The sequence below is a fragment of the Ruegeria sp. BG11 genome (genome assembly GCF_056538565.1).
Genome location: NZ_JBQFTH010000004.1, coordinates 217,639 through 236,831, shown reverse-complemented (window position 1 = coordinate 236,831; position 19,193 = coordinate 217,639). Strand labels below are relative to the sequence as shown.

Sequence of the window (19,193 nt, the reverse complement as noted above, 5' to 3'; positions counted from 1 at the left end):
GCCTGACAAAAGAGCAGCGCCGTCTTGGGGCGGCGCTGCCCACTACACCCTGTTGCGGAAAGCCGATGGTGTGTGCCCGAACTCAGCCTTGAAAGCGCGGGTCATGGCGCTGGCGTTTTCATAGCCCGACCGACCGGCGATTTCGGCGACGGATTGCTCGGTCTCTTCGGTCAGCCTGCGCGCAAGGTTCAGACGCAACCGACGATAGAGCGCCTGCGGTGTGGTTTTCAGGTCCGCCTGAACGCGCATTTCCAGCCGTTTCTGAGTGCAGCCCGCTTTGCGCGCGACCTGCGTGATCGACAGCGGTGTTTCCAGGTTTGCCTGCATGATTGCCAGGGCGCGATTCACCAGAGTGTCTTCGGTTTGCATCGGTAGGGCATAGTGGTCGCTTCGGCCGCGGCTCATCAGCAGATGGGCGACCTCCATCGACAACAGCGGGCCGTGATCCTTGCGGATAAGCGCAAGCGCTAGATCAAACGCCGCCATCGCGCCAGAACAGGTCAGACGCGCGCCGTCAACGACGTAGCGCTCTTGCACGACGTCCACGGCGGGAAAGGCTTCTTCAAATCTGGAAAGCTCGTCCCAGTGAATGGTCGCGCGGTGCCCATCGAGCAACCCGGCTTGCGCCATCAACCAGCTACCTGTGTCCAGCCCCGCCACCTGAGCGTGCCTCTTTGCAGCCGCCAACAGGGCGCGCAGGGTCGAGGGCGTGCCCAATTGCAAGAACCCGTAGGAGGGCATCACGACCAGAACATCCCCTCGCTGGTCGGTCAGGGCGGCATCCGGCGTCACCGCAAGCCCGCTGGAGCTGTGGACGGATTCTCCGCCAACGGAACAGAACCGCCACTCATACAAAGACTGTCGGGACAGAGTGTTGGCCGCCCGCAGAGGCTCGACCATGTTGGCGAGGCAGTGGTTCGAGAATCCATCGAACAGCAGAATGTTAAATCTGTGACTCAAAATTTTACCAACTTTGCATGATAGATGGCGAAAACTGCATGCCGTGACCATGAGGAATCTCGTTTCCTGCGTCAATCACCTATCCAAGGATATCGCGCCATGCAGTTTGGTCTCACCGAAGAACAGGACATGATCGTCTCGACAGTCCGCAGCTTTGTCGAAAACGAAATCTACCCGCATGAAGCCGAGGTCGAACGCACCGGTCAGGTGCCCCATGAGCTGGGCCAAGAGATCAAACAGAAATGCATCGACCTAGGCTTTTATGCCTGCAACTTCCCCGAAGAGGTTGGCGGCGCAGGCCTTTCACATCTCGATTTTACGCTGGTCGAACGCGAGCTGGGTCGTGGATCGATGGCTCTGACTCATTTCTTTGGCCGCCCGCAAAACATCCTGATGGCTTGCAACGATGAACAGCGCGAACACTATCTACTGCCTGCAGTGCGCGGCGAAAGGATGGATGCGCTGGCGATGACCGAACCGGATGCGGGGTCGGACGTGCGCGGGATGAAGTGTCAGGCTGTGAAGGATGGGGGCGATTGGGTCATCAACGGCTCCAAACACTTCATTTCGGGCGCGGAACACGCGGATTTCTTCATCGTCTTCATTGCGACCGGCGTGGATGAAACACCAAAAGGGCCCAAAAAGCGGATCACAACCTTCCTGGTGGATCGCGGCACGCCCGGGTTTGAGGTGCGCGAGGGGTATAACTCGGTCAGTCACAAGGGCTACAAAAACTACATCCTCTACTTCGACAATTGTCGCCTGCCTGACGCGCAGGTTCTGGGCGAGGTCGATGGTGGTTTCGCTGTCATGAACGAGTGGCTCTACGCGACTCGTCTGACGGTTGCGGCCTTCTCGGTTGGTCGGGCGCGGCGCTGTTTCGACTATGCACTGAACTATGCTGCCGAGCGCAAGCAGTTCGGCCAGCCCATCGGTAAATTCCAGGGCATTGGGTTCCAGATCGCCGATATGATCACCGAGATTGATGCCGCAGACTGGCTGACGCTGTCGGCTGCCTGGCGCCTGGACAAAAACCTGCCTTCGAACCGCGAGATCGCCTCGGCCAAGCTTTATGCCTCGGAAATGCTGGCGCGTGTCACCGACGCGACGTTGCAAATCTATGGCGGTATGGGCCTGATGGACGACTTTCCGATCGAACGCTTCTGGCGTGACGCGCGGGTCGAGCGGATCTGGGATGGCACCAGCGAAATCCAGCGTCACATCATCAGCCGTGATCTTCTGCGTCCGTTGGGCGCCTGACGATGACCAAAGACCTCACCCGGCTTTTGCGCCCGAACTCCATCGCCGTGATCGGCGGTGGTGCTTGGTGTCAGCAGGTCATTCTGCAATCTGAACGCATGGGCTATGCGGGTCAGATCTGGCCTATTCATCCCAAAGCGACCGAGATCGCTGGCCATAGGGCCTATGCCAGTCTCGAAGACCTGCCAGCACCGCCAGATGCCGTTTTCATTGGCATCAACCGCCATGCCACGAATGAGGCGGTTCGCACCCTTTCTGCCACCGGCGCCGGCGGTGCTGTATGTTTTGCGTCAGGCTTTTCCGAGGCCGTGGCCGAGGATGACACAGGGGGCGATCTGCAAGCACAACTGGTCGCAGCTGCGGGCGACATGCCCATTCTGGGACCCAATTGCTATGGTTTCATCAACGCGTTGGATGCGGCTTTGCTGTGGCCCGACCAGCACGGGGCCAAGCCGGTCGAGTCCGGCGTTGCGATCCTAACGCAAAGCTCGAACATCTCGATCAACTTGACCATGCAGAAACGCGCGCTGCCCATCGCCTATATGGTGACCTGCGGGAACATGGCGCAGACCAGTCAGGCGCAGATTGCCTCGGCCTTGCTGGACGATCCGCGTGTGACTGCCGTTGGCCTGCACATCGAAGGCTTCAAGGATATCCGTGAATGGGAGGCGTTGGCAGCGAAGGCCTATTCTAAGAGTATCCCTCTGGTGGCGCTCAAGGTCGGTGCGTCCGAGCAGGCTCAGTCCGCAACCGTGTCGCATACCGCCTCTCTGGCCGGAAGCGACGCGGGTGCGCAGGCCCTTTTGGAGCGTCTCGGCATTCCACGCCTATCCGCCTTGCCCGATTTTCTGGAGACGCTGAAACTGCTGCATTGCTATGGCCCGCTTTCGGGCAGCAACATAGCCTCGATCAGCTGTTCCGGGGGGGAGGCGAGTCTGATCGCGGACATGGCTGTTGGAACCGGGCTATCCTTCCCGCGCCTAAGCGACGGTCAGAAAGCCCACCTGCGAGAGGCACTCGGACCGATGGTGGCGCTAAATAACCCACTGGACTACCACACTTATATTTGGCGGGATGAAGCGGCGATGGCGCGGGCCTGGACCGGGATGACGGGTGATGACATTGATCTGACGTTCTCGATCCTCGACTATCCAACCACGGATGCGAGCGACTGGGTCTATGCCTCGCGTGCGGCAATGAAAGTGCGTGCGGAGACCGGCGGGCGATTTGCCGTTGCCGCGACTTTGCCCGAGTTGATGCCCGAAGATGTAGCGCAAGAGCTTATGGACGGCGGCGTGGTGCCCTTCATGGGGCTGCGCGAAGCTCTTGCCGCAACCGAAGCGGCGGGCCAGATCACAGCTCCTTCAGACACACCGGTCACACTGCCCGGAACGGCCGAGGCCAATCGGACTCTCACCGAAGGCGAGTCCAAACGCGTTCTGGCCGAGCACGGATTGCGCATCCCGCAAAACCGCACAGTCGCAGGTGCCGACCAGGCTCGTGCTGCCGCTCAGGACATGGACGCACCCTTTGCGGTCAAGGGCGTGGGGCTGGCTCATAAGTCAGAACACGCGGCCGTGCGATTGGGTGTTCTTTCCGAAGATGTGCCCGATGTCGCCGCAGATATCGGAACCACAGAAATTCTGATCGAAGAGATGATCACCGGAACAGTGGTCGAGCTTCTTGTGGGCGTGGTGCGCGATCCGGCGCATGGGTTTGTCCTGACCCTGGGCGCAGGCGGTGTGCTGACCGAAGTGCTGCGCGATACCGCCTCCCTGCTGGTGCCCAGTTCTGCTGATGACATCCGCGGTGCTTTGGGCAAATTGAAGATTGCACCGCTTCTGGCAGGCTATCGCGGTCAACCGGCGGCTGATATGGATGCCATCGTGGCCGCTGTTGAGGCCGTTCAGGCCTATGTCATGCAAAACGCCGACACGCTTGGCGAGGTCGAAATCAACCCGCTCCTCTGCACGCCCGACAAGGCGGTGGCCGTGGATGCCCTCATCAGAAAGGCCTGAGATATGGACCCGATCAAAACCCGCCGTGATGGCGCGATTCTTGAGGTCACATTGGACCGGCCCAAAGCCAATGCCATTGATCTGGCGACCAGCCGCATCATGGGTGACGTCTTTGCCGAGTTCCGCGACGACCCGGACCTGCGCGTCGCGATCCTGACAGGTGCGGGAGAGAAGTTCTTTTGCCCCGGATGGGACCTGAAAGCCGCAGCCGATGGCGATGCGGTCGATGGGGACTATGGTGTTGGCGGTTTTGGCGGTCTGCAGGAATTGCGCGACATGAACAAACCCGTCATTGCAGCCGTGAACGGCATTGCCTGCGGCGGAGGTCTGGAGCTTGCGCTGTCCGCCGACATGATCTTGGCTGCGGACCATGCGAGTTTTGCGCTGCCGGAAATCCGCTCGGGTACCGTGGCGGATGCGGCCAGTGTCAAACTGCCTAAACGCATCCCGTATCACATCGCGATGGAGTTGCTGCTGACGGGCCGCTGGTTCGACGCGGAGGAAGCCAACCGCTGGGGTTTGGTGAATGAGATTGTGACCGCGGATCAGCTGATGGATCGTGCGTGGGAACTCGCCCGCCTGTTGGCCTCGGGCCCACCGCTGGTCTATGCCGCGATCAAAGAGGTCGTGCGCGATGCCGAAGACAGCAAATTCCAAGACGCCATGAACCGTATTACCAAACGGCAGCTGCGTACCGTCGATACTCTCTATGCCAGTGAGGACCAGCTGGAAGGCGCGCGCGCGTTTGCGGAAAAGCGTGATCCTGTGTGGAAAGGCAAGTAAGCAAATCTGGGGTCTGAACCCTCTCGGCGGCTCTGTCTTTTATGGGGCCGCAACACCTAAGTAGCTGTGCCCAACGGTTCCTTGGGAGGCCAGCCAATGGATTGCGTTCGCGTGTCACAGTGCATTAGGACATGCCTGTCCCACAGGGCGTTAGCGACACAAACTGCACGCAGCCAAACTGAAATCCATGCCAAGTAATCCATGAATTGTTCAGCGCGCGACAGAAACTGTTGCCTGAATCCGGCTGCATGTGAACAATTAGACTTGACTATGTGTCATTTATTTTTCCTAACTAACCAGTCAATCAAAAAAACAGGGAGGCTCCAGTGAAAGCCCTAACAACCATTTCAACCCTTGCCATTCTGGCATCTGCCGGGGCGGCATTGGCCAATTGCGACGAGGTCGTATTCTCGGATGTCGGCTGGACCGATATCACTGCGACCACTGCCGCAACGACAACAATTCTTGACGCTTTGGGGTACGATACCGAGATCAAGATCCTTTCCGTTCCAGTGACTTACACCTCGATGGCCGAAGGCGATATCGACGTGTTCCTGGGCAACTGGATGCCGACCATGGAAGGCGATATCGCACCGTATCGCGAAGAGGGAACGGTTGAAACCGTGCGCGCGAACTTGGAAGGCGCCAAGTACACGCTGGCCGTCAACGCGGCTGCCGCCGAGTTGGGCATCAAGGATTTCGCCGATATTTCAGCGCACTCCGACGCTTTGGACGGCAAAATCTTCGGAATCGAGCCGGGCAATGACGGCAACCGCCTGATTCAATCCATGATCGATGGCGATTCGTTTGGCCTCTCTGGTTTCGAAGTCGCAGAAAGCTCCGAGCAGGGCATGCTGGCGCAGGTGGATCGCGCCTCGCGCAAGGGCGATCCGATCGTGTTCCTTGGTTGGGAACCGCACCCGATGAACGCCAATTTCGAGATGTCCTACCTGACCGGTGGCGATGAGTTCTTTGGCCCCAACTTCGGCGGCGCGACCGTGTTCACCAACACCCGCAAAGGCTATGCAGAAGAATGCCCGAATGTCGGCGCACTGCTGAACAACCTGGAATTTTCGCTGGCGATGGAAAACGAGATCATGGCCGCGATACTGGATGGTGGCGAAGACCCGGCAGATGCAGCCAGCGCATGGCTGAAAGCCAACCCGGATGCCTATACCCCATGGCTGGACGGTGTCACGACCCGTGACGGTGGCGACGCAGTCGCCGCAGTAAACGCAGCACTGGGTCAATAACCTTAAACGCCCTTCGCCGCATGTCTGTGGCGGAGGGCTTTTTTGTGGCCTGATCTCAGGCCCGGAATACTCTGAAAGGCAGACAGATGGATTGGCTGACCGACAACAAGATACCCGTCGGCAAGACGGCCCGAGCGGTTTTTGAATGGCTCCAAGAAATAGGGGAGCCATTTTTCGATTGGTTGTCCTGGGTTCTTGAGGCGCTGATTGATGGCATATTGTGGGTGCTGCAAACCCCGCATCCTTTGATCGTTGTGGGCGTCTTCGTAGGCATCACGTGGCTGTTGCAGCGGAATTGGAAAGTTTGCCTGTTTGTGGCGCTGGGGTTCCTGTTCATTCTCAATCAGGGATATTGGGAAGAAACGACGGAAAGCCTGACTCTGGTTCTATCCTCCTGTCTGGTCTGTATGGCGATTGGCGTGCCTATTGGCATCGCGGCGGCGCATAGGCCCAAGCTTTACGTGGCGATGCGGCCGGTGCTGGACCTGATGCAAACCCTGCCGACCTTCGTCTACCTGATCCCCGCGATCGTATTCTTTGGTATCGGCATGGTGCCGGGCCTGATCGCTACCGTGATCTTCGTGTTGCCCGCTCCGATCCGCCTGACCCATCTGGGTGTGTCCTCGACGCCGACCCCGCTGCTTGAGGCGGCAGAGGCCTTTGGCGCGACCAAATCCCAAACTCTGTGGAAGGTCGAGCTGCCTTACGCGCTGCCGCAGATTATGACCGGCCTGAACCAGACCATCATGCTGTCGCTGTCGATGGTTGTGATCGCCGCTCTGGTCGGTGCTGATGGCTTGGGTGTTCCAGTCGTACGGGCGCTCAATCAGGTTAACACAGCCCTTGGTTTCGAATCCGGCTTTGTCATCGTTGTTGTGGCGATCATCCTCGATCGCGTCCTTAGAGTGGAGCATTGATCCATGACCGCAGTTGAATTTGACAATGTTTCAATCGCGTTCGGCAACGACCCCAAAAGTGCGTTGCCCTTCATGGACGAAGGCAAAGACCGCGCAACCGTGAAAGAGGCCTGTGGTCAGGTGCTGGGCGTCCACAATTGCTCGCTGACCGTGCATGAGGGCGAAACGCTGGTTCTGATGGGGCTGTCCGGTTCGGGCAAATCCACTTTGTTGCGGGCGGTGAACGGGCTGAACCCGGTGATCCGCGGCGCGGTGCGGGTTTCGGACGGATCGGAGATGGTGGATGTCACCAACGCCGACGCCCGCACCCTGCGCCGAATGCGTCAGAACCATATTGCGATGGTGTTCCAGCAATTCGGACTGCTGCCGTGGCGCACGGTTCGTGAAAACGTTTGGCTAGGGCTGGAGCTGTCGGGCATGTCCCGCATTGAGAGGTTGCAGCGCACCGATGAGCAGCTTGCTCTGGTCGGTCTGTCCGACTGGGCGGATCGTAAGGTCGGAGAGCTTTCGGGCGGTATGCAACAACGCGTCGGTCTGGCCCGCGCCTTTTCCACTCAAGCACCGATCTTGCTGATGGACGAGCCGTTCTCGGCCCTCGATCCGCTGATCCGGACCAAGCTGCAGGATGAGCTGCTCCGCCTGCAGGAAAAGCTCAAACGCACGATCATCTTCGTGTCCCATGACCTTGATGAGGCCTTCAAGATCGGCAACCGTATCGCCATCATGGAGGGCGGTCGCATCGTACAATGTGGCACCCCGTCCGAGATCTACTCGAAACCCGAGGACGAATACGTGGCCGATTTCGTTGCGCATATGAACCCTCTGGGCGTTTTGCGCGCGCGGGACGTGATGGAGCCTGCAACCGGCACGCCGGATCGCTCTATAGATGCGGACACTGATATTCGCGACGTTATCCAGGGCTTCGACCAGAACAACGCACCGGTTGGCGTGACCGAGAACGGGGCGATCATCGGTCAGGTCACAAAAGACCGCGTGTTGAACAAGCTGGTTGATCCGATGGGGCAGTAACCCTCGGACCTTAAACATGGGGCGGTCCGGCACTAGAACGCCGGACCGTTTGTTCTCAATTGTTTTCGTGCCATCCCATTCGAAACCTCCTAACCTGCCTCGAGAGGTGTTGAGCTAGGAGCAGGCCGTGACAGATACCTTCCAAAGAGTTGCTGATTTCGCCCTTGGTTTAACACCCGAGGATATCCCTGATGCAACACTGAACGCCGCCGCGTTGATGCTGCTGGACACGCTGGGCATTACGATAGCGTCGGGTCCTATGGCGGCGGGGTCAATCGCCCGAGAAACGGCTTTTGCGCTCTATGGGGCAGGTGATCCGGCGCTCAGCGCGCGGATGTTGTTTGATGGCCGCCGGGTCAGTGCCGCCGGTTGCGCCTATGCCGCTGCTACGCAGACTGACAATCTGGATGGGCATGACGGCTACAACCCGACCAAAGGGCATATCGGTGTCGCGGTCGTGCCGGCGCTTTGCGCGCTGGCTGAAACGGTTCGGGATCTCTCTGGCCTCGAAGCTCTGACTGCTGTCACCATCGGATATGAGGTCGCAGGACGCGCCGGGATTTCTCTGCATGATACGGTCAGCGACTATCACACGTCAGGGGCATGGAACGCTTTGGGCGTCGTCGCCGTCGCGGCTCGGATGCGTGGGTTGGGAGTGGACCAATTGCGGCAGGCCATGGGCATTGCCGAATATCACGGCCCCCGCAGCCAGATGATGCGCGAGATCGCCAATCCCACCATGCTACATGATGGCTCGGGTTGGGGGGCTTTGGTCGGTGTGTCTTCGGCCGTTTTGGCTGAGAATGGCTTTACCGGCGCGCCCGCAATCACAATTGAAGCCGAAAAGGTCTCGAGCCACTGGCAGGACCTTGGCCAGTTTTGGCAGATGCAGTATCAATATGTGAAACCCTACCCGATCTGCCGTTGGGCGCACGCCGCGATCGACGCTGTCCGGCAGCTCATGCGTGAACATGATCTGAGCCATGAAGACATCGCCTCGGTCCAGGTCAATACGTTCCGCGAGAGCGCTTGTTTGTTTCAGGGCATGCCAGACGACACCTCAAAGGCACAGTATTCGCTGCCATTTGCGGTGGCAGTGATGATGGCCTATGGGCGGATCGGGGTCGAGCATATCTCGGGTGCGGGTCTGTCTGAGCCTTTGGTGGCGTCTTTGTTGGAACGTATTTCCGTTGCCGAAGACGAGCGCCATTCGGCTCGGTTCCCCGAGTGCCGCATCGCCGATGTTTCGATCCGCTTGCACAACGGGCGGGTGCTGGAAACTGGCGACGTCCATGCGCGCGGCGGCCCCGAGGCCCCGATGGATCAAGCCGAAGTGGTCGCGAAATTCATGGAGTTCGCAACGCCTTCGCTCGGCGAAACAAGGGCCTCCGCCATACGAGACGCCGTCCTGGGATTGAGAGATTCGGTATCGGCTTTCTCGGATCTTGGCGCGTTGATCTATGACGCTCCGTCCGAGTCCTAGCCCCTTAAACGCAGTCGAACAGCCGCCCCGGTAACCCCTTATGCGGTGGTAGCCCGAGTTCGCGCAGCAAGCAGAACATCATCGCCTGGTTGGACGTGACAACGGGTTTGCCCAGCGCGGCTTCAATCTGTTCGATGGCCTCAACGGACCGCATATCGGTGCAACTCAGAACAATCGCCTCGGCCTGTTGGTGGTCGGCCTGGCAGGCGAGGTCGAAGACTTCGTTCGGGGTCAATTCTCCCTGACCGTAGTTTCCCAGTTCCCGGCCCACATCGGCGCATTTGACCGTTTCGATCTCATTTTGGGCCATGAACGCGATGGCCTGCGTATTGATCTCGCCCAGATAGGGCGACGAAAAGCCGACTTTGCGGACTCCCAACGCCTGAATGCCCGCAACCAACGCGCTGGCGGCCGTGACTGACTTGGCATTGGCACCGGATTTGATCTGCTCGGCCAGCTTGGCGTCAAAAGACGGTCCATGGGTCAGCGTTGCCGAGGTGCAGCCGTAAAGAACGATGTCGGGCCGCACGCCTGAGATCATCCGCAAATCATGGCTGATATCCGACGCGCCCAAACCGGCCATCTGATCTGAGCCGGGGATTTCGTCCACGTCATACCCGCCCATGCGCTGGAAATGCAGTGTGGTGTTGGGCGGGCGCATCAACGCCAGATCCGGCTCCAGATTTGTGTTGGTGAAAGGCACCAGAACGCCGATCTTGGCTGCAGTTCGGGTCTCGGTCATGACAGCACTCCTTCCAACACGTCGCGGGCGCGTTTCATGACGCCCGGCGCGCAAATCGTGGCGCGCAAGCAATCGCCAAGGCCATAGCCGCCCATCCCGCGCATCAGCAAGTTTTCTGCGCGCAAAGCGGCATCGGCCCGCTGCGCTTGATCAACTGAGGCAAAACGCAGCAAGACGAAGTTTGTGTGGCTTTGCGGGACGGTTAACCCCAGAGCGCGGCCGTTTTCGGTGAACGCGTCGCGGATGTTGGCAGTTTTTGCCACAACCTCTCGCATATGCGTCTGATCACGCATTGCAGCGGCAGCTGCAGCCTGCGAGGGGATCGAGACATTGTTTGGGTTTAACAGCTTGCGCAATTCTGCTCCGATCTCGGGTGGAGCATAGGCCCACCCGACCCGCGCGCCTGCCAGCCCATAGGCTTTGGAAAACGTCCGGGTGATGACCGTATCGCCGCGCTGAATCATAGCGAATACCTCCGCCGGATCATGTTCGGCATCCGAGAATTCGGCGTAGGCTTGATCGACGACCAGCAGAACTTTCTTGGGAAGGCTGGTCCGCAGGCGCACGATCTCAGCGTTTGGGATCACCGTTCCAGTCGGGTTGCCCGGATTGCAGACGAAGACTATGCGGGTTTTTGGGGTGACTGCGCTCAGAATGTCATCCACCGAAATAGTTAGGTCGACCTCGCGCGCTTTGACATAATCCGCCTGCACCTGCGCGGCCGCCGAGGCGACAAAGGCGTAGCCGTACTCGGTACCCAGCACACGGTCTCCATGCTCAGCGTAAGCGTGGATCAGGCAACCGATCAGCTCCATCGATCCCGCGCCACAAAGGATGTTGCTCGGGTCCAGCCCATGCACCTCGGCTATCGCTGCGCGGAGGTCCGGCCATTCCGGATCAGGATAGAGCGGCATATCTGCCATCGCGGCCTGTCCGGCGGCAATGGCGGCAGGGCTGGCGGGAAAGGCGCTTTCGTTCTGGGCCAGTGAAATCGTCTGAGGACCGCCAAGATCGGCCAGCGCATAGGCGGCTATAGCGCCAACATGAGGGATAGGCCGGATCATGTGGCACCTCCGAAGGATTTAGCACCCTCGGCGCTGATCAAACCGCGTTTGAGGTCCAGCGCAAGTGCGTCAGGGTCGCGATCCACGGGATCGCCGAAGCCTCCTCCTCCGGGGGTTTCAAAGATCAGGTAGTCGCCGTCTTCGACCCGCAGCTTGCCCTTGCCGGGGATGTCAGCGTCGCTGTCGCGGAACCGAATACGCCCGGGTGCTCCGGGTTGGCCACCCATCCGACCAAGCGCGGGGAATTTCAGCCGCTCGACCGAGAGGAAGACGATGAAGGGCGCGCCGTTGGCCGAGGTCATCTCGATCCGTTGCCCCAACCCGCCGCGGTACTTGCCCGCACCGCCCGAGTCCGGCCGAAGCTCGCGCCGCCAGATCGTGACGGGGGCGACGCTTTCGGTGATCTCCACCTGGCTGCCGAACACGCCTGAAGGGTAGGCCGTTGCCGACAACCCGTCCGCATGAGGCCGCGCGCCTGTGCCGCCGTTATGCACAGGCTCCACCGCGAATTCGCGCCCTCCGTCACGGGCGACCTCGGGCGCGTGACGCATGGGCAGATCGAACATGCAGGATGCGCCCTCGGCCGGGACCTGATCGGGCAGGGCCTGATGCAGGCAGCCCAGAACCAAATCAGGGGTGACCTGACCCAGCGTGTGACGCATCGCTACGGGTACAGGGCGCTGCGCATTCAGGATACAGCCTTTGGGGCCATCGACAGTGAACGGATCCAGTGAGCCTGCATTGTTGGGAATGTCCGACCCGACAATGCAGCGCAGGGCAAAAACGGTATAGGCAGTGGCATAATTCAGTGGCACGTTGATACCTTTGCGCGAACAGCCGGAGGTCCCGGTGAAATCCACATGCATCCCGTCGGCGCTGACGGTCAGGGTGGCGTGCAGTTCCAGTTCACTCTCATAACCGTCCATCTTCAGGACATTCTTATAGACGCCAGCAGGCACCTCGGCGATGGCGGCCAGAGTGCCCCGGCGCGAGGTGTCGATGATATAGGCACCCAGCGCGTCCAGATCGTCGATGTCGAATTCCTCCATCATCGACACCAATCGGTTCACCCCCGCCTCGCAGCAGGCGATCAGGGCATAGATGTCGCCCTCATTGGCCACGGGTTCGCGGCTGTTGGCGCGGATGATGTCGATTAGAAGGGCGTTCAGCGTGCCTTCCTCGACCAGTTTGCAGGGCGGGATCAGTAGGCCCTCGTCGTATATGTCCGAACCCTCAGGCCCCATGCCCAGCCCGCCCAGGTCAACCAGGTGCGAGGTGCAGGAGGTGAAGCCGACCACCTTGTCATCCTTGAACGCAGGCATCATCAGCAGGAAGTCGTTCAAGTGACCCGAGGCGAGCCATGGATCGTTCGTCATATAGATGTCGCCGGGTTTCATCGTCTGAACCGGGAAGGCGGCGCGCAGATGCTGAACGGCTTCGGCCATGGTGTTGATATGGCCCGGCGTGCCAGTGACGGCTTGCGCCAGCATCCGGCCGTTCACGTCGAAAATCCCGGCAGAAATGTCGCCGCATTCTCGTACAATCGGGCTAAATGCGGCGCGGATCAGGGTTTGACCCTGTTCTTCGACAACTGCCAGCAGCCGGTTCCACATTACTTGTAGTCGGGCAGGGGTCATTGCTCGCTTCCTTTCTGGTCGCGGATCAAGACGAGGTTTCCGATGGCGTCCACATGGGCCGAAAAATCGGCTGAGACGAGTGTCGTCGTCTGTCGTTCATGGATCAGCGCAGGGCCGCAGACGCGGTCGCCGGGGTTGAGATTGGCGCGAGCCACAAAACCAGCCTGTTTCCTCTGCCCGTCTACGTCACAAATGATGGGTCGGGTTTCTGAAGGCGTCATCGTGGTCACCGCCGGACTGGCAAGCAGTTCGGGAACGACAGCGTCCGGAGTCGCGACTTGCACGGCCCAGTTCAGTATCTCGATCTGCATGCCCGGAACGGGGCGCGAGAATTGTTTGCGGTACTCGGTTTCAAACGCCTCGGTAAGCGGGGCGAGGTCTTCGGGGGTAAGTGTGCGGTCGGGCAGCGAAATCTCAATCTCATGCCCCTGACCGCTGTAGCGCATGAAGGCTGTGCGTCGGATTTCGGTTTGGGCATCTCCGGCACCTTGGGCAACGACGGCGCTGGCCTCGGCAATCATATCGTCAAAAAGGCCGTTGATCGCCGTGAAATCCAACGTACCCAGTAGAGAATAGTACGAGCGCACGATCTCAAACGAAACGGGCGCGAATAGAAAGCCCACGGCTGAGCCAACACCGGGATTTGGAGGCACCACGATGCGGTTAACGCCCGCAGATCGAGCCACGCGGCTGGCATGTAGCGGGCCGTTGCCGCCAAAAGCGATCATGGTACGCGGCCCGAGGTCTTTGCCAGACTCCACTGCGTGCATCCGCCCTGCACTGGCCATGCTTTCATCCACGATGCGGCTGACCCCATCAGCGGCCCCTGTCGCGTCGGTTTCAAGCGCCTTGCCGATCACGCGTTGCATCGCGCCGTTTGACGCCTCAGGGTCAATCTTGATGAACCCTTCGGCAAATGTGTCGGGCACGATGTAGCCCAGAGTGATATCGCTGTCGGTCACAGTCGGCTCGGTTCCGCCGCGCCCAAAAGCCACCGGGCCGGGCTCCGAGCCTGCCGATTTTGGCCCAACGGTCAGACGGCCCAACCGGTCCACCCCGGCGATGGAGCCTCCGCCCGCGCCAATTTCGATCATCTCGATCACAGGGATACGCACCGGCATGCCCGAGCCTTTGATGAACCGTGCCGCCCGCGCGATCTCGAATTGGCGCGAGGTTTGGGGTCGGGCATAGTCGATCAGGCAGAGCTTGGCGGTCGTGCCACCCATGTCAAACGACAAAACCTGATCCAACCCGGCCCGAGCAGCGATACGCGCGGCTAGAATTGCCCCTCCGGCAGGGCCGCTTTCGACCAGCCGGATCGGGAAACACATGGCCGTTTGGACGGTACTCATCCCGCCACCAGCGGTCATCATCAGGATCGGACATGTGACCCCTTCGGCTTCGAACTTTTCGACGAAGCGGGTCAGATAGGTCTCCATCAACGGTTGGACATAAGCGTTGGCAACCGTGGTGCAGAGCCGGTCAAACTCGCGCGCCTCGGGACTGACATCGGATGAGATCGACACGGTCAGTTCGGGGCGTCGTTCGGCAAGAGCATCGCGCAACCGGCGTTCGTGCATGGGGTTCGCGTAGGAATGCATGAGGCAGATCGCAACCGCATCCGCCCCGCTGGCGTCGATTTCAGCCAGAAGCGCGTCAATAGCGCCTTCTTCCAGTTCGATCAGAACTTCACCGGTCGCGGACATTCGCTCTCGAACGGTCAGCGAGCGTTCACGCGGGACGAGAAGGTCGGGTTTTTCCAGGTTGATATCGTACTGCGCATAGCGCCGTTCGTAGGCGATTTCGAGGATATCGCGGAAGCCTTCGGTCGCGACAGTTGCCACGGTGGCCCCGCGCCTCTCGATCAGAGCGTTGGTGGCCAGTGTGGTGCCGTGGATGAAGCCGGTCACCTCAGCCAGGGACCGTCCCGCGCTTTTCATGACGCGTAGCGCCCCTTCCATTGCGCCTTCGGCCGGATTTTGGTGCGTGGTCAGGGTTTTGGTCGAGGCCAATATCGTCTCATTGCCTGAAACAAGGACGGTATCGGTAAACGTGCCGCCAATATCTATGGCAAGGCGCAGAGCAGTTGTCATGGAGGGGTCCGTTGTCGTCAGTAACAGTTTGGGCATGGCGCCCGTTCGGCCTGTTACCGACGCGGTGCCACCAAGTTGCAGCCGGTGGCCCGGCGATCCATACGAGTTGGGATGCACTGACAAGTCATGAGGAATTGTCGGGCGGTTTTTACGTCACTGCTAGCGCATTTGCGACATCGCGGCATTCCAACGACGTAAAAACCTGAACTTCGCTGCAGGGCTTATCCCGACAGCCGCGCCAAATCCGCACTTAGCGCGCGGGCCTCAGAAATGCTGCGCTGCAAGGCCTGCAATTGCGCTTCGGCAGTGGTGCCTTGGGGCTTTGCGTTAAGCACCCTGTCGATTCTGGCGGCTGTGGCGGGGTCTCCGCCGCCGATGGCATCGCGCTGTTGCAGGATTTTCAATTTCAGTTGCGCCAGTTCCGATTCCGAGGATCTGATCTGCGCGGCCAACGCGTCGTTGCGGGCCTGAGCTGTCGCCACATCGCCCTCGGCGGCCTCGATCCGGTCATCATAGGCCCCGGTCGCAATGCCGGATACTCCGGCGAAGAACCCTCCTTCCGCCGGGTCTGTCGTGGTTTGGCAGGCGGCCAAAAGCAAGCAAGGCAGAGCAATGCGTGTGATCATGTTTTGCCCTGTCACAGCGACGACGCCAAATCGCTGGCGATCCCGCGCATCTGCGAAATCTGGTTGGACAGAGCCTGCAGATCACCGTCAATGGGCGAAGTGGTTTGGCGGCGCTTGATCGTCAGGCTGCGCGCCTCAGCAAATTCGGCCTGCCGTCTGGTTGCCCCGTCGATGGCCAGTTCCATCTGTTTCAGATTGCCATTGGCCTCGGTCAGTTCGCGTTGCAACTCGGCCTGATCCACGGTTCCCGCTGCGGCGCGGGCGTTCAGTGCGTCCAACTCAGCCTTTTGAGCCACCAGAACTTCGTTCATCACGTTCAACGTGGTCTGCATTTCGGCGGCGTTGCGGTCCAGATCGGATTTGATCTGACGCAACCGTCTTTCGCGCCCGGCATAGCTGCGCTGCACATAGGCCACATAGGTGCCTGCCAGAGCGCCAGCACCCAATCCGAGGGCGACGCCTGTGCCTACGTCGTCAGAACCGCCCAGCCCAAAGCCGATCGCGCCCCCCGCTACACCACCTGCAATCGCCCCTTGCAGGATCGTCTTTTGCAATGCTGCGGCTTGTTTCGCCAGATCGGCCTCGGCCTGGCTTGATCCAGCGCCTACGGATCTCAGCGTTTCCGGCTCGCTGCCGCCACCGCAAGCGGATAGGGCCAAAGATGCCCCTAACACGGCGGCGATCAGCCGGGTGGAATAAGATCTGCCAGCCATTGATAACTCCCTTTTTTACTATCTTCTGCCTGCGCCACATGGCGCAGAAACAATGCGGCATCCTCGCTCAGGCGCGCGTGGGCTTGCCCGAGGTTACGCGAAGTTGCCGCAGCGTCAAAGAAATCTGCACCTGGCTCGGATGGAAAGAACACCACGGCGCGGGTCAAAAGTTCATCGTAGTAACTGCGGCTTTGATCCAGCCGCCTTAGAATGACACCGCGTGAGCGATAGATGTCGTAGATATCATTGCGGGCCTGTTGTAGCACCGGCAGCGCGGCAGGATCCGAACGGGCGATCTCTTCGATCTGGCCCAAGGCGTTTTCAGCAACAGCCAGAGTGCGTTCGACACTGCGCAGTGCAACGATATCTGTGCGCAGGCTCTGCAATGTCGTGGCGGCCAGAAAGACCGAGACTTCGGCGGCGTCTTCAAACAGACGCTCTGGCGTTGCGGTTTCCTGCAGCGGCAAGCGACGGCGATACTGATCGAGGGCCGGTTCCAGGTTCCGGCTTGGCCCATCTGGCATCAGCCCAAGGGTGGAAAGGGCTGCGGCCAGCTTATCGGGTTCCGCAGCAGCCAGCGTTGCACTGATCGGCGCGGCTGGGGCGGTTGCGGTGTTCCCCAGCAGCTCAATCCGGTCACGCGCGAAAGCGGCGAACAGGCCGTCGGGATAGGTTTGCAGATAGTCCTTGAAGTCAGATTGATCGCTGCTTGCGGAAATGCTTCGCCAAAGGGCCATATCGGCCTCAAAAGCGTCCGTGGGACTGGCCGAGGACAAACCCGGCGCAAAACTATGTTCATCCAGAACGGATTCTTCGACCCATGGGATCTGGCGGCCTTCGGTATCCAGAACCACTTGCTGACGCACCCGACCGAGCATCAGCCGTACATCCAGATCGGGCGTTGCAATATGATCCAGCAGGCTCGAGGTGAAGACACTGTTGTCGCCCAGCCCGTCATATGCCACGTTGCCGGGGTCAGTGGCATAGGCGATCAGCAAACCTGCACCGCCCCGGATGCGGACGAGGCCCTGTTCGACGATCCCTTTGTCCGAGAACGGGTTATTGCGACAAGCGTCGAGCAGAAGGATGCCGACATCCGGCCCAGCCTTGGCAAGCACATCGCGCACGCGGTCGATGGTGATCGAACTTCGGCTGAGGGCGGTTAGGTCATTCCCCGAAAACTCGGTGCCGATCAGGTGGTTCTGACCGCCGATCTGAACCCCGTGACCAGCATAGAAGAAGACAGCCATTTCAGCGCCCTGCGCCGCCTGCCCAAAGGCGTGGACCGCACGATCCATCGAAGCTGCGTTCTGATCGGTGGCCTCGGTCACGGCAAAGCCAAGCTCGCGTAGCGCTGCGCCTAAGGCCTCAACATCGTTGACTGGGTTGCGCAAGGCCATATCCGGGGCGCGGTAGTCGGAATTGCCGATAAGCAAGGCCACACGATCAGCAGCCCGGGCCGAGCCTGTCGCCAGAATCAGACAGGACACTATGCAAACCAGCAAAAATCGGAACCGAGTCATACCCGTCACCTTAGCGCATGGGTTTTGGACTGCACAGACAGATTGGAGCTCTATAGCCTGCCCAGTCGATCCTCATCGTCCACAACGGTCAGCCGCGTATCCGGCCCGCTCCACCGCCAAAGGACGAGGTTGAGGTTTGCCGGTGTCGTTCCCGGCGCGAAGCTGCGCACCAGCAAACCGAAAAAACCGTCCTTGATCAATTGCGCGGCCAGGTCTTGCGTCGGAACTGTGCGACGGTCCAGCATGGCCGATCGCCAACCGGGATCGGCCATTGCGGGCGCGGTCATTCCGTATTGGGCCAAGGCGGCCTCGTCTCGGGTGTCGAAGATCGGGCCTAAATCAGCGTGGTAAGACACCAGTATCGTCGGCTGCAAATCCCCGACCTGATTGGCCTCACGCAGGGCCGTGGCCGGGTCCAGCGCCGTATAGAGTGCTGGTGTTCCCTTCGTGTTGAACCGACCGCTATACTTCTCAGCCCCGCGACCCGAGAGGGGTTCGCGCGCGTAGACCGGGTTTAATGCGCGAAAAAGCGGCCCGCGATACCAGCCCTCGTCAAGCGGCATCAGGCATAGACACCGGCATCGACGGCATCAATGTACTCCAACACCTGCTGCGCCTTGCCCTCCTGCACCAGCTGCATGGCGGTACGCCCGTCAAAGCCGGGCAGGGGTTCCGAGCGATACCAGGCATAGGCGATCAGATCCGAGCCAAAACGCGGTTGCACCTTGTTGAGAACCTCGACCAGTTCTCGCAGGCGACGTTGGGTCTTGTCGGATTGAATGCGCGTGCGGCGTTGCAGGGCATCCTTGCCCAACCCCACTGTCAAGGCCACCTCTTCGGCGGATGTACGCAGAGCCGCCGCGATTTTCCGAGGCTCAAACAGCCCGCCTTCGGCGAATTGAGCGATCTGCATGCTACCCTCCAATCCTGTCACTTTGACGGTATATAGCGTCACTATTGCTGATTTTCAAGGGTTCATGCCGTGTTGCTGTGTTTTAAACCTCACCAAACCCCTTGGCAGACGACATGATCCTCACCAACTTGGGACCACCCGTTGATTGACGACAGCCCGAGCGGCCCTTTTACCTGTTC

The 19,193-nt window shown here is 60.0% G+C and carries 17 protein-coding genes; 7 read left to right on the top strand and 10 right to left on the bottom strand.

Translation table 11 applies throughout. The features are described from left to right. Nucleotides 1-42 precede the first annotated feature (42 nt). Nucleotides 43-960: a GlxA family transcriptional regulator gene (locus tag ACR0JF_RS08745; RefSeq protein WP_480669149.1), complete on the bottom strand. Its 918-nt coding sequence runs from the start codon at nucleotides 958-960 to the stop codon at nucleotides 43-45. Nucleotides 961-1,059: 99 nt separating this feature from the next. Between ACR0JF_RS08745 and ACR0JF_RS08740 the strand changes: the two genes are divergently transcribed. From ACR0JF_RS08740 to ACR0JF_RS08710, 7 genes are all read left to right on the top strand, one after another. Next, a complete protein-coding gene (locus ACR0JF_RS08740) occupies nucleotides 1,060-2,220 on the top strand; it encodes an acyl-CoA dehydrogenase family protein (protein ID WP_170659030.1) in 1,161 nt (386 codons plus the stop codon). A gap of 2 nt (nucleotides 2,221-2,222) precedes the next feature. After that, on the top strand, nucleotides 2,223-4,238 hold the full coding sequence (locus ACR0JF_RS08735) for an acetate--CoA ligase family protein (RefSeq protein ID WP_170659031.1): 2,016 nt from the start codon (nucleotides 2,223-2,225) through the stop codon (nucleotides 4,236-4,238). A gap of 3 nt (nucleotides 4,239-4,241) precedes the next feature. Continuing rightward, the gene (locus ACR0JF_RS08730) at nucleotides 4,242-5,021 is read left to right on the top strand and encodes a carnitinyl-CoA dehydratase (protein ID WP_170378506.1); all 780 of its coding nucleotides are present in this window, start codon (nucleotides 4,242-4,244) and stop codon (nucleotides 5,019-5,021) included. 326 nt (nucleotides 5,022-5,347) lie between these two features. After that, the gene (gene choX / locus ACR0JF_RS08725) at nucleotides 5,348-6,274 is read left to right on the top strand and encodes a choline ABC transporter substrate-binding protein (protein WP_170659032.1); all 927 of its coding nucleotides are present in this window, start codon (nucleotides 5,348-5,350) and stop codon (nucleotides 6,272-6,274) included. 86 nt (nucleotides 6,275-6,360) lie between these two features. Then, nucleotides 6,361-7,191: a choline ABC transporter permease subunit gene (gene choW, locus ACR0JF_RS08720; RefSeq protein ID WP_170378502.1), complete on the top strand. Its 831-nt coding sequence runs from the start codon at nucleotides 6,361-6,363 to the stop codon at nucleotides 7,189-7,191. Between the two features lie 3 nt (nucleotides 7,192-7,194). After that, nucleotides 7,195-8,220 carry a choline ABC transporter ATP-binding protein gene (gene choV, locus ACR0JF_RS08715; protein WP_170659033.1) on the top strand — a complete coding sequence of 342 codons (1,026 nt, stop codon included), beginning with the start codon at nucleotides 7,195-7,197 and terminating at the stop codon, nucleotides 8,218-8,220. Between the two features lie 127 nt (nucleotides 8,221-8,347). Continuing rightward, on the top strand, nucleotides 8,348-9,703 hold the full coding sequence (locus tag ACR0JF_RS08710; RefSeq protein WP_170659034.1) for an MmgE/PrpD family protein: 1,356 nt from the start codon (nucleotides 8,348-8,350) through the stop codon (nucleotides 9,701-9,703). 4 nt (nucleotides 9,704-9,707) lie between these two features. Here the strand turns inward: ACR0JF_RS08710 and ACR0JF_RS08705 are convergent, their stop codons facing one another. From ACR0JF_RS08705 to ACR0JF_RS08665, 9 genes are all read right to left on the bottom strand, one after another. Beyond that, the gene (locus ACR0JF_RS08705; protein WP_170659035.1) at nucleotides 9,708-10,445 is read right to left on the bottom strand and encodes an aspartate racemase/maleate isomerase family protein; all 738 of its coding nucleotides are present in this window, start codon (nucleotides 10,443-10,445) and stop codon (nucleotides 9,708-9,710) included. After that, nucleotides 10,442-11,509 carry an aminotransferase class I/II-fold pyridoxal phosphate-dependent enzyme gene (locus tag ACR0JF_RS08700; RefSeq protein ID WP_170659036.1) on the bottom strand — a complete coding sequence of 356 codons (1,068 nt, stop codon included), beginning with the start codon at nucleotides 11,507-11,509 and terminating at the stop codon, nucleotides 10,442-10,444. The genes ACR0JF_RS08705 and ACR0JF_RS08700 overlap by 4 nt, the downstream gene beginning before the upstream one ends. After that, a complete protein-coding gene (locus ACR0JF_RS08695; protein ID WP_170659037.1) occupies nucleotides 11,506-13,146 on the bottom strand; it encodes a hydantoinase B/oxoprolinase family protein in 1,641 nt (546 codons plus the stop codon). The genes ACR0JF_RS08700 and ACR0JF_RS08695 overlap by 4 nt, the downstream gene beginning before the upstream one ends. Beyond that, nucleotides 13,143-15,239, bottom strand: a complete 2,097-nt coding sequence (locus tag ACR0JF_RS08690; protein ID WP_170659422.1) for a hydantoinase/oxoprolinase family protein — start codon at nucleotides 15,237-15,239, stop codon at nucleotides 13,143-13,145. Before ACR0JF_RS08690 ends, ACR0JF_RS08695 begins: the two co-directional genes overlap by 4 nt. Nucleotides 15,240-15,460: 221 nt before the next feature. Further along, nucleotides 15,461-15,865 (bottom strand): hypothetical protein, encoded by a 405-nt coding sequence (locus ACR0JF_RS08685; protein WP_170659038.1) that lies wholly within the window; start codon nucleotides 15,863-15,865, stop codon nucleotides 15,461-15,463. 11 nt (nucleotides 15,866-15,876) lie between these two features. Next, nucleotides 15,877-16,578: a hypothetical protein gene (locus ACR0JF_RS08680; RefSeq protein ID WP_170659039.1), complete on the bottom strand. Its 702-nt coding sequence runs from the start codon at nucleotides 16,576-16,578 to the stop codon at nucleotides 15,877-15,879. Beyond that, entirely contained in the window at nucleotides 16,548-18,101 is a 1,554-nt protein-coding gene (locus tag ACR0JF_RS08675) for a caspase family protein (RefSeq protein WP_170659040.1), read from the bottom strand. Before ACR0JF_RS08675 ends, ACR0JF_RS08680 begins: the two co-directional genes overlap by 31 nt. Nucleotides 18,102-18,151: 50 nt before the next feature. Further along, entirely contained in the window at nucleotides 18,152-18,664 is a 513-nt protein-coding gene (locus ACR0JF_RS08670) for an RES family NAD+ phosphorylase (protein ID WP_170659041.1), read from the bottom strand. Beyond that, on the bottom strand, nucleotides 18,664-19,014 hold the full coding sequence (locus tag ACR0JF_RS08665; RefSeq protein ID WP_170378480.1) for an MbcA/ParS/Xre antitoxin family protein: 351 nt from the start codon (nucleotides 19,012-19,014) through the stop codon (nucleotides 18,664-18,666). The genes ACR0JF_RS08670 and ACR0JF_RS08665 overlap by 1 nt, the downstream gene beginning before the upstream one ends. Nucleotides 19,015-19,193 lie beyond the last annotated feature (179 nt).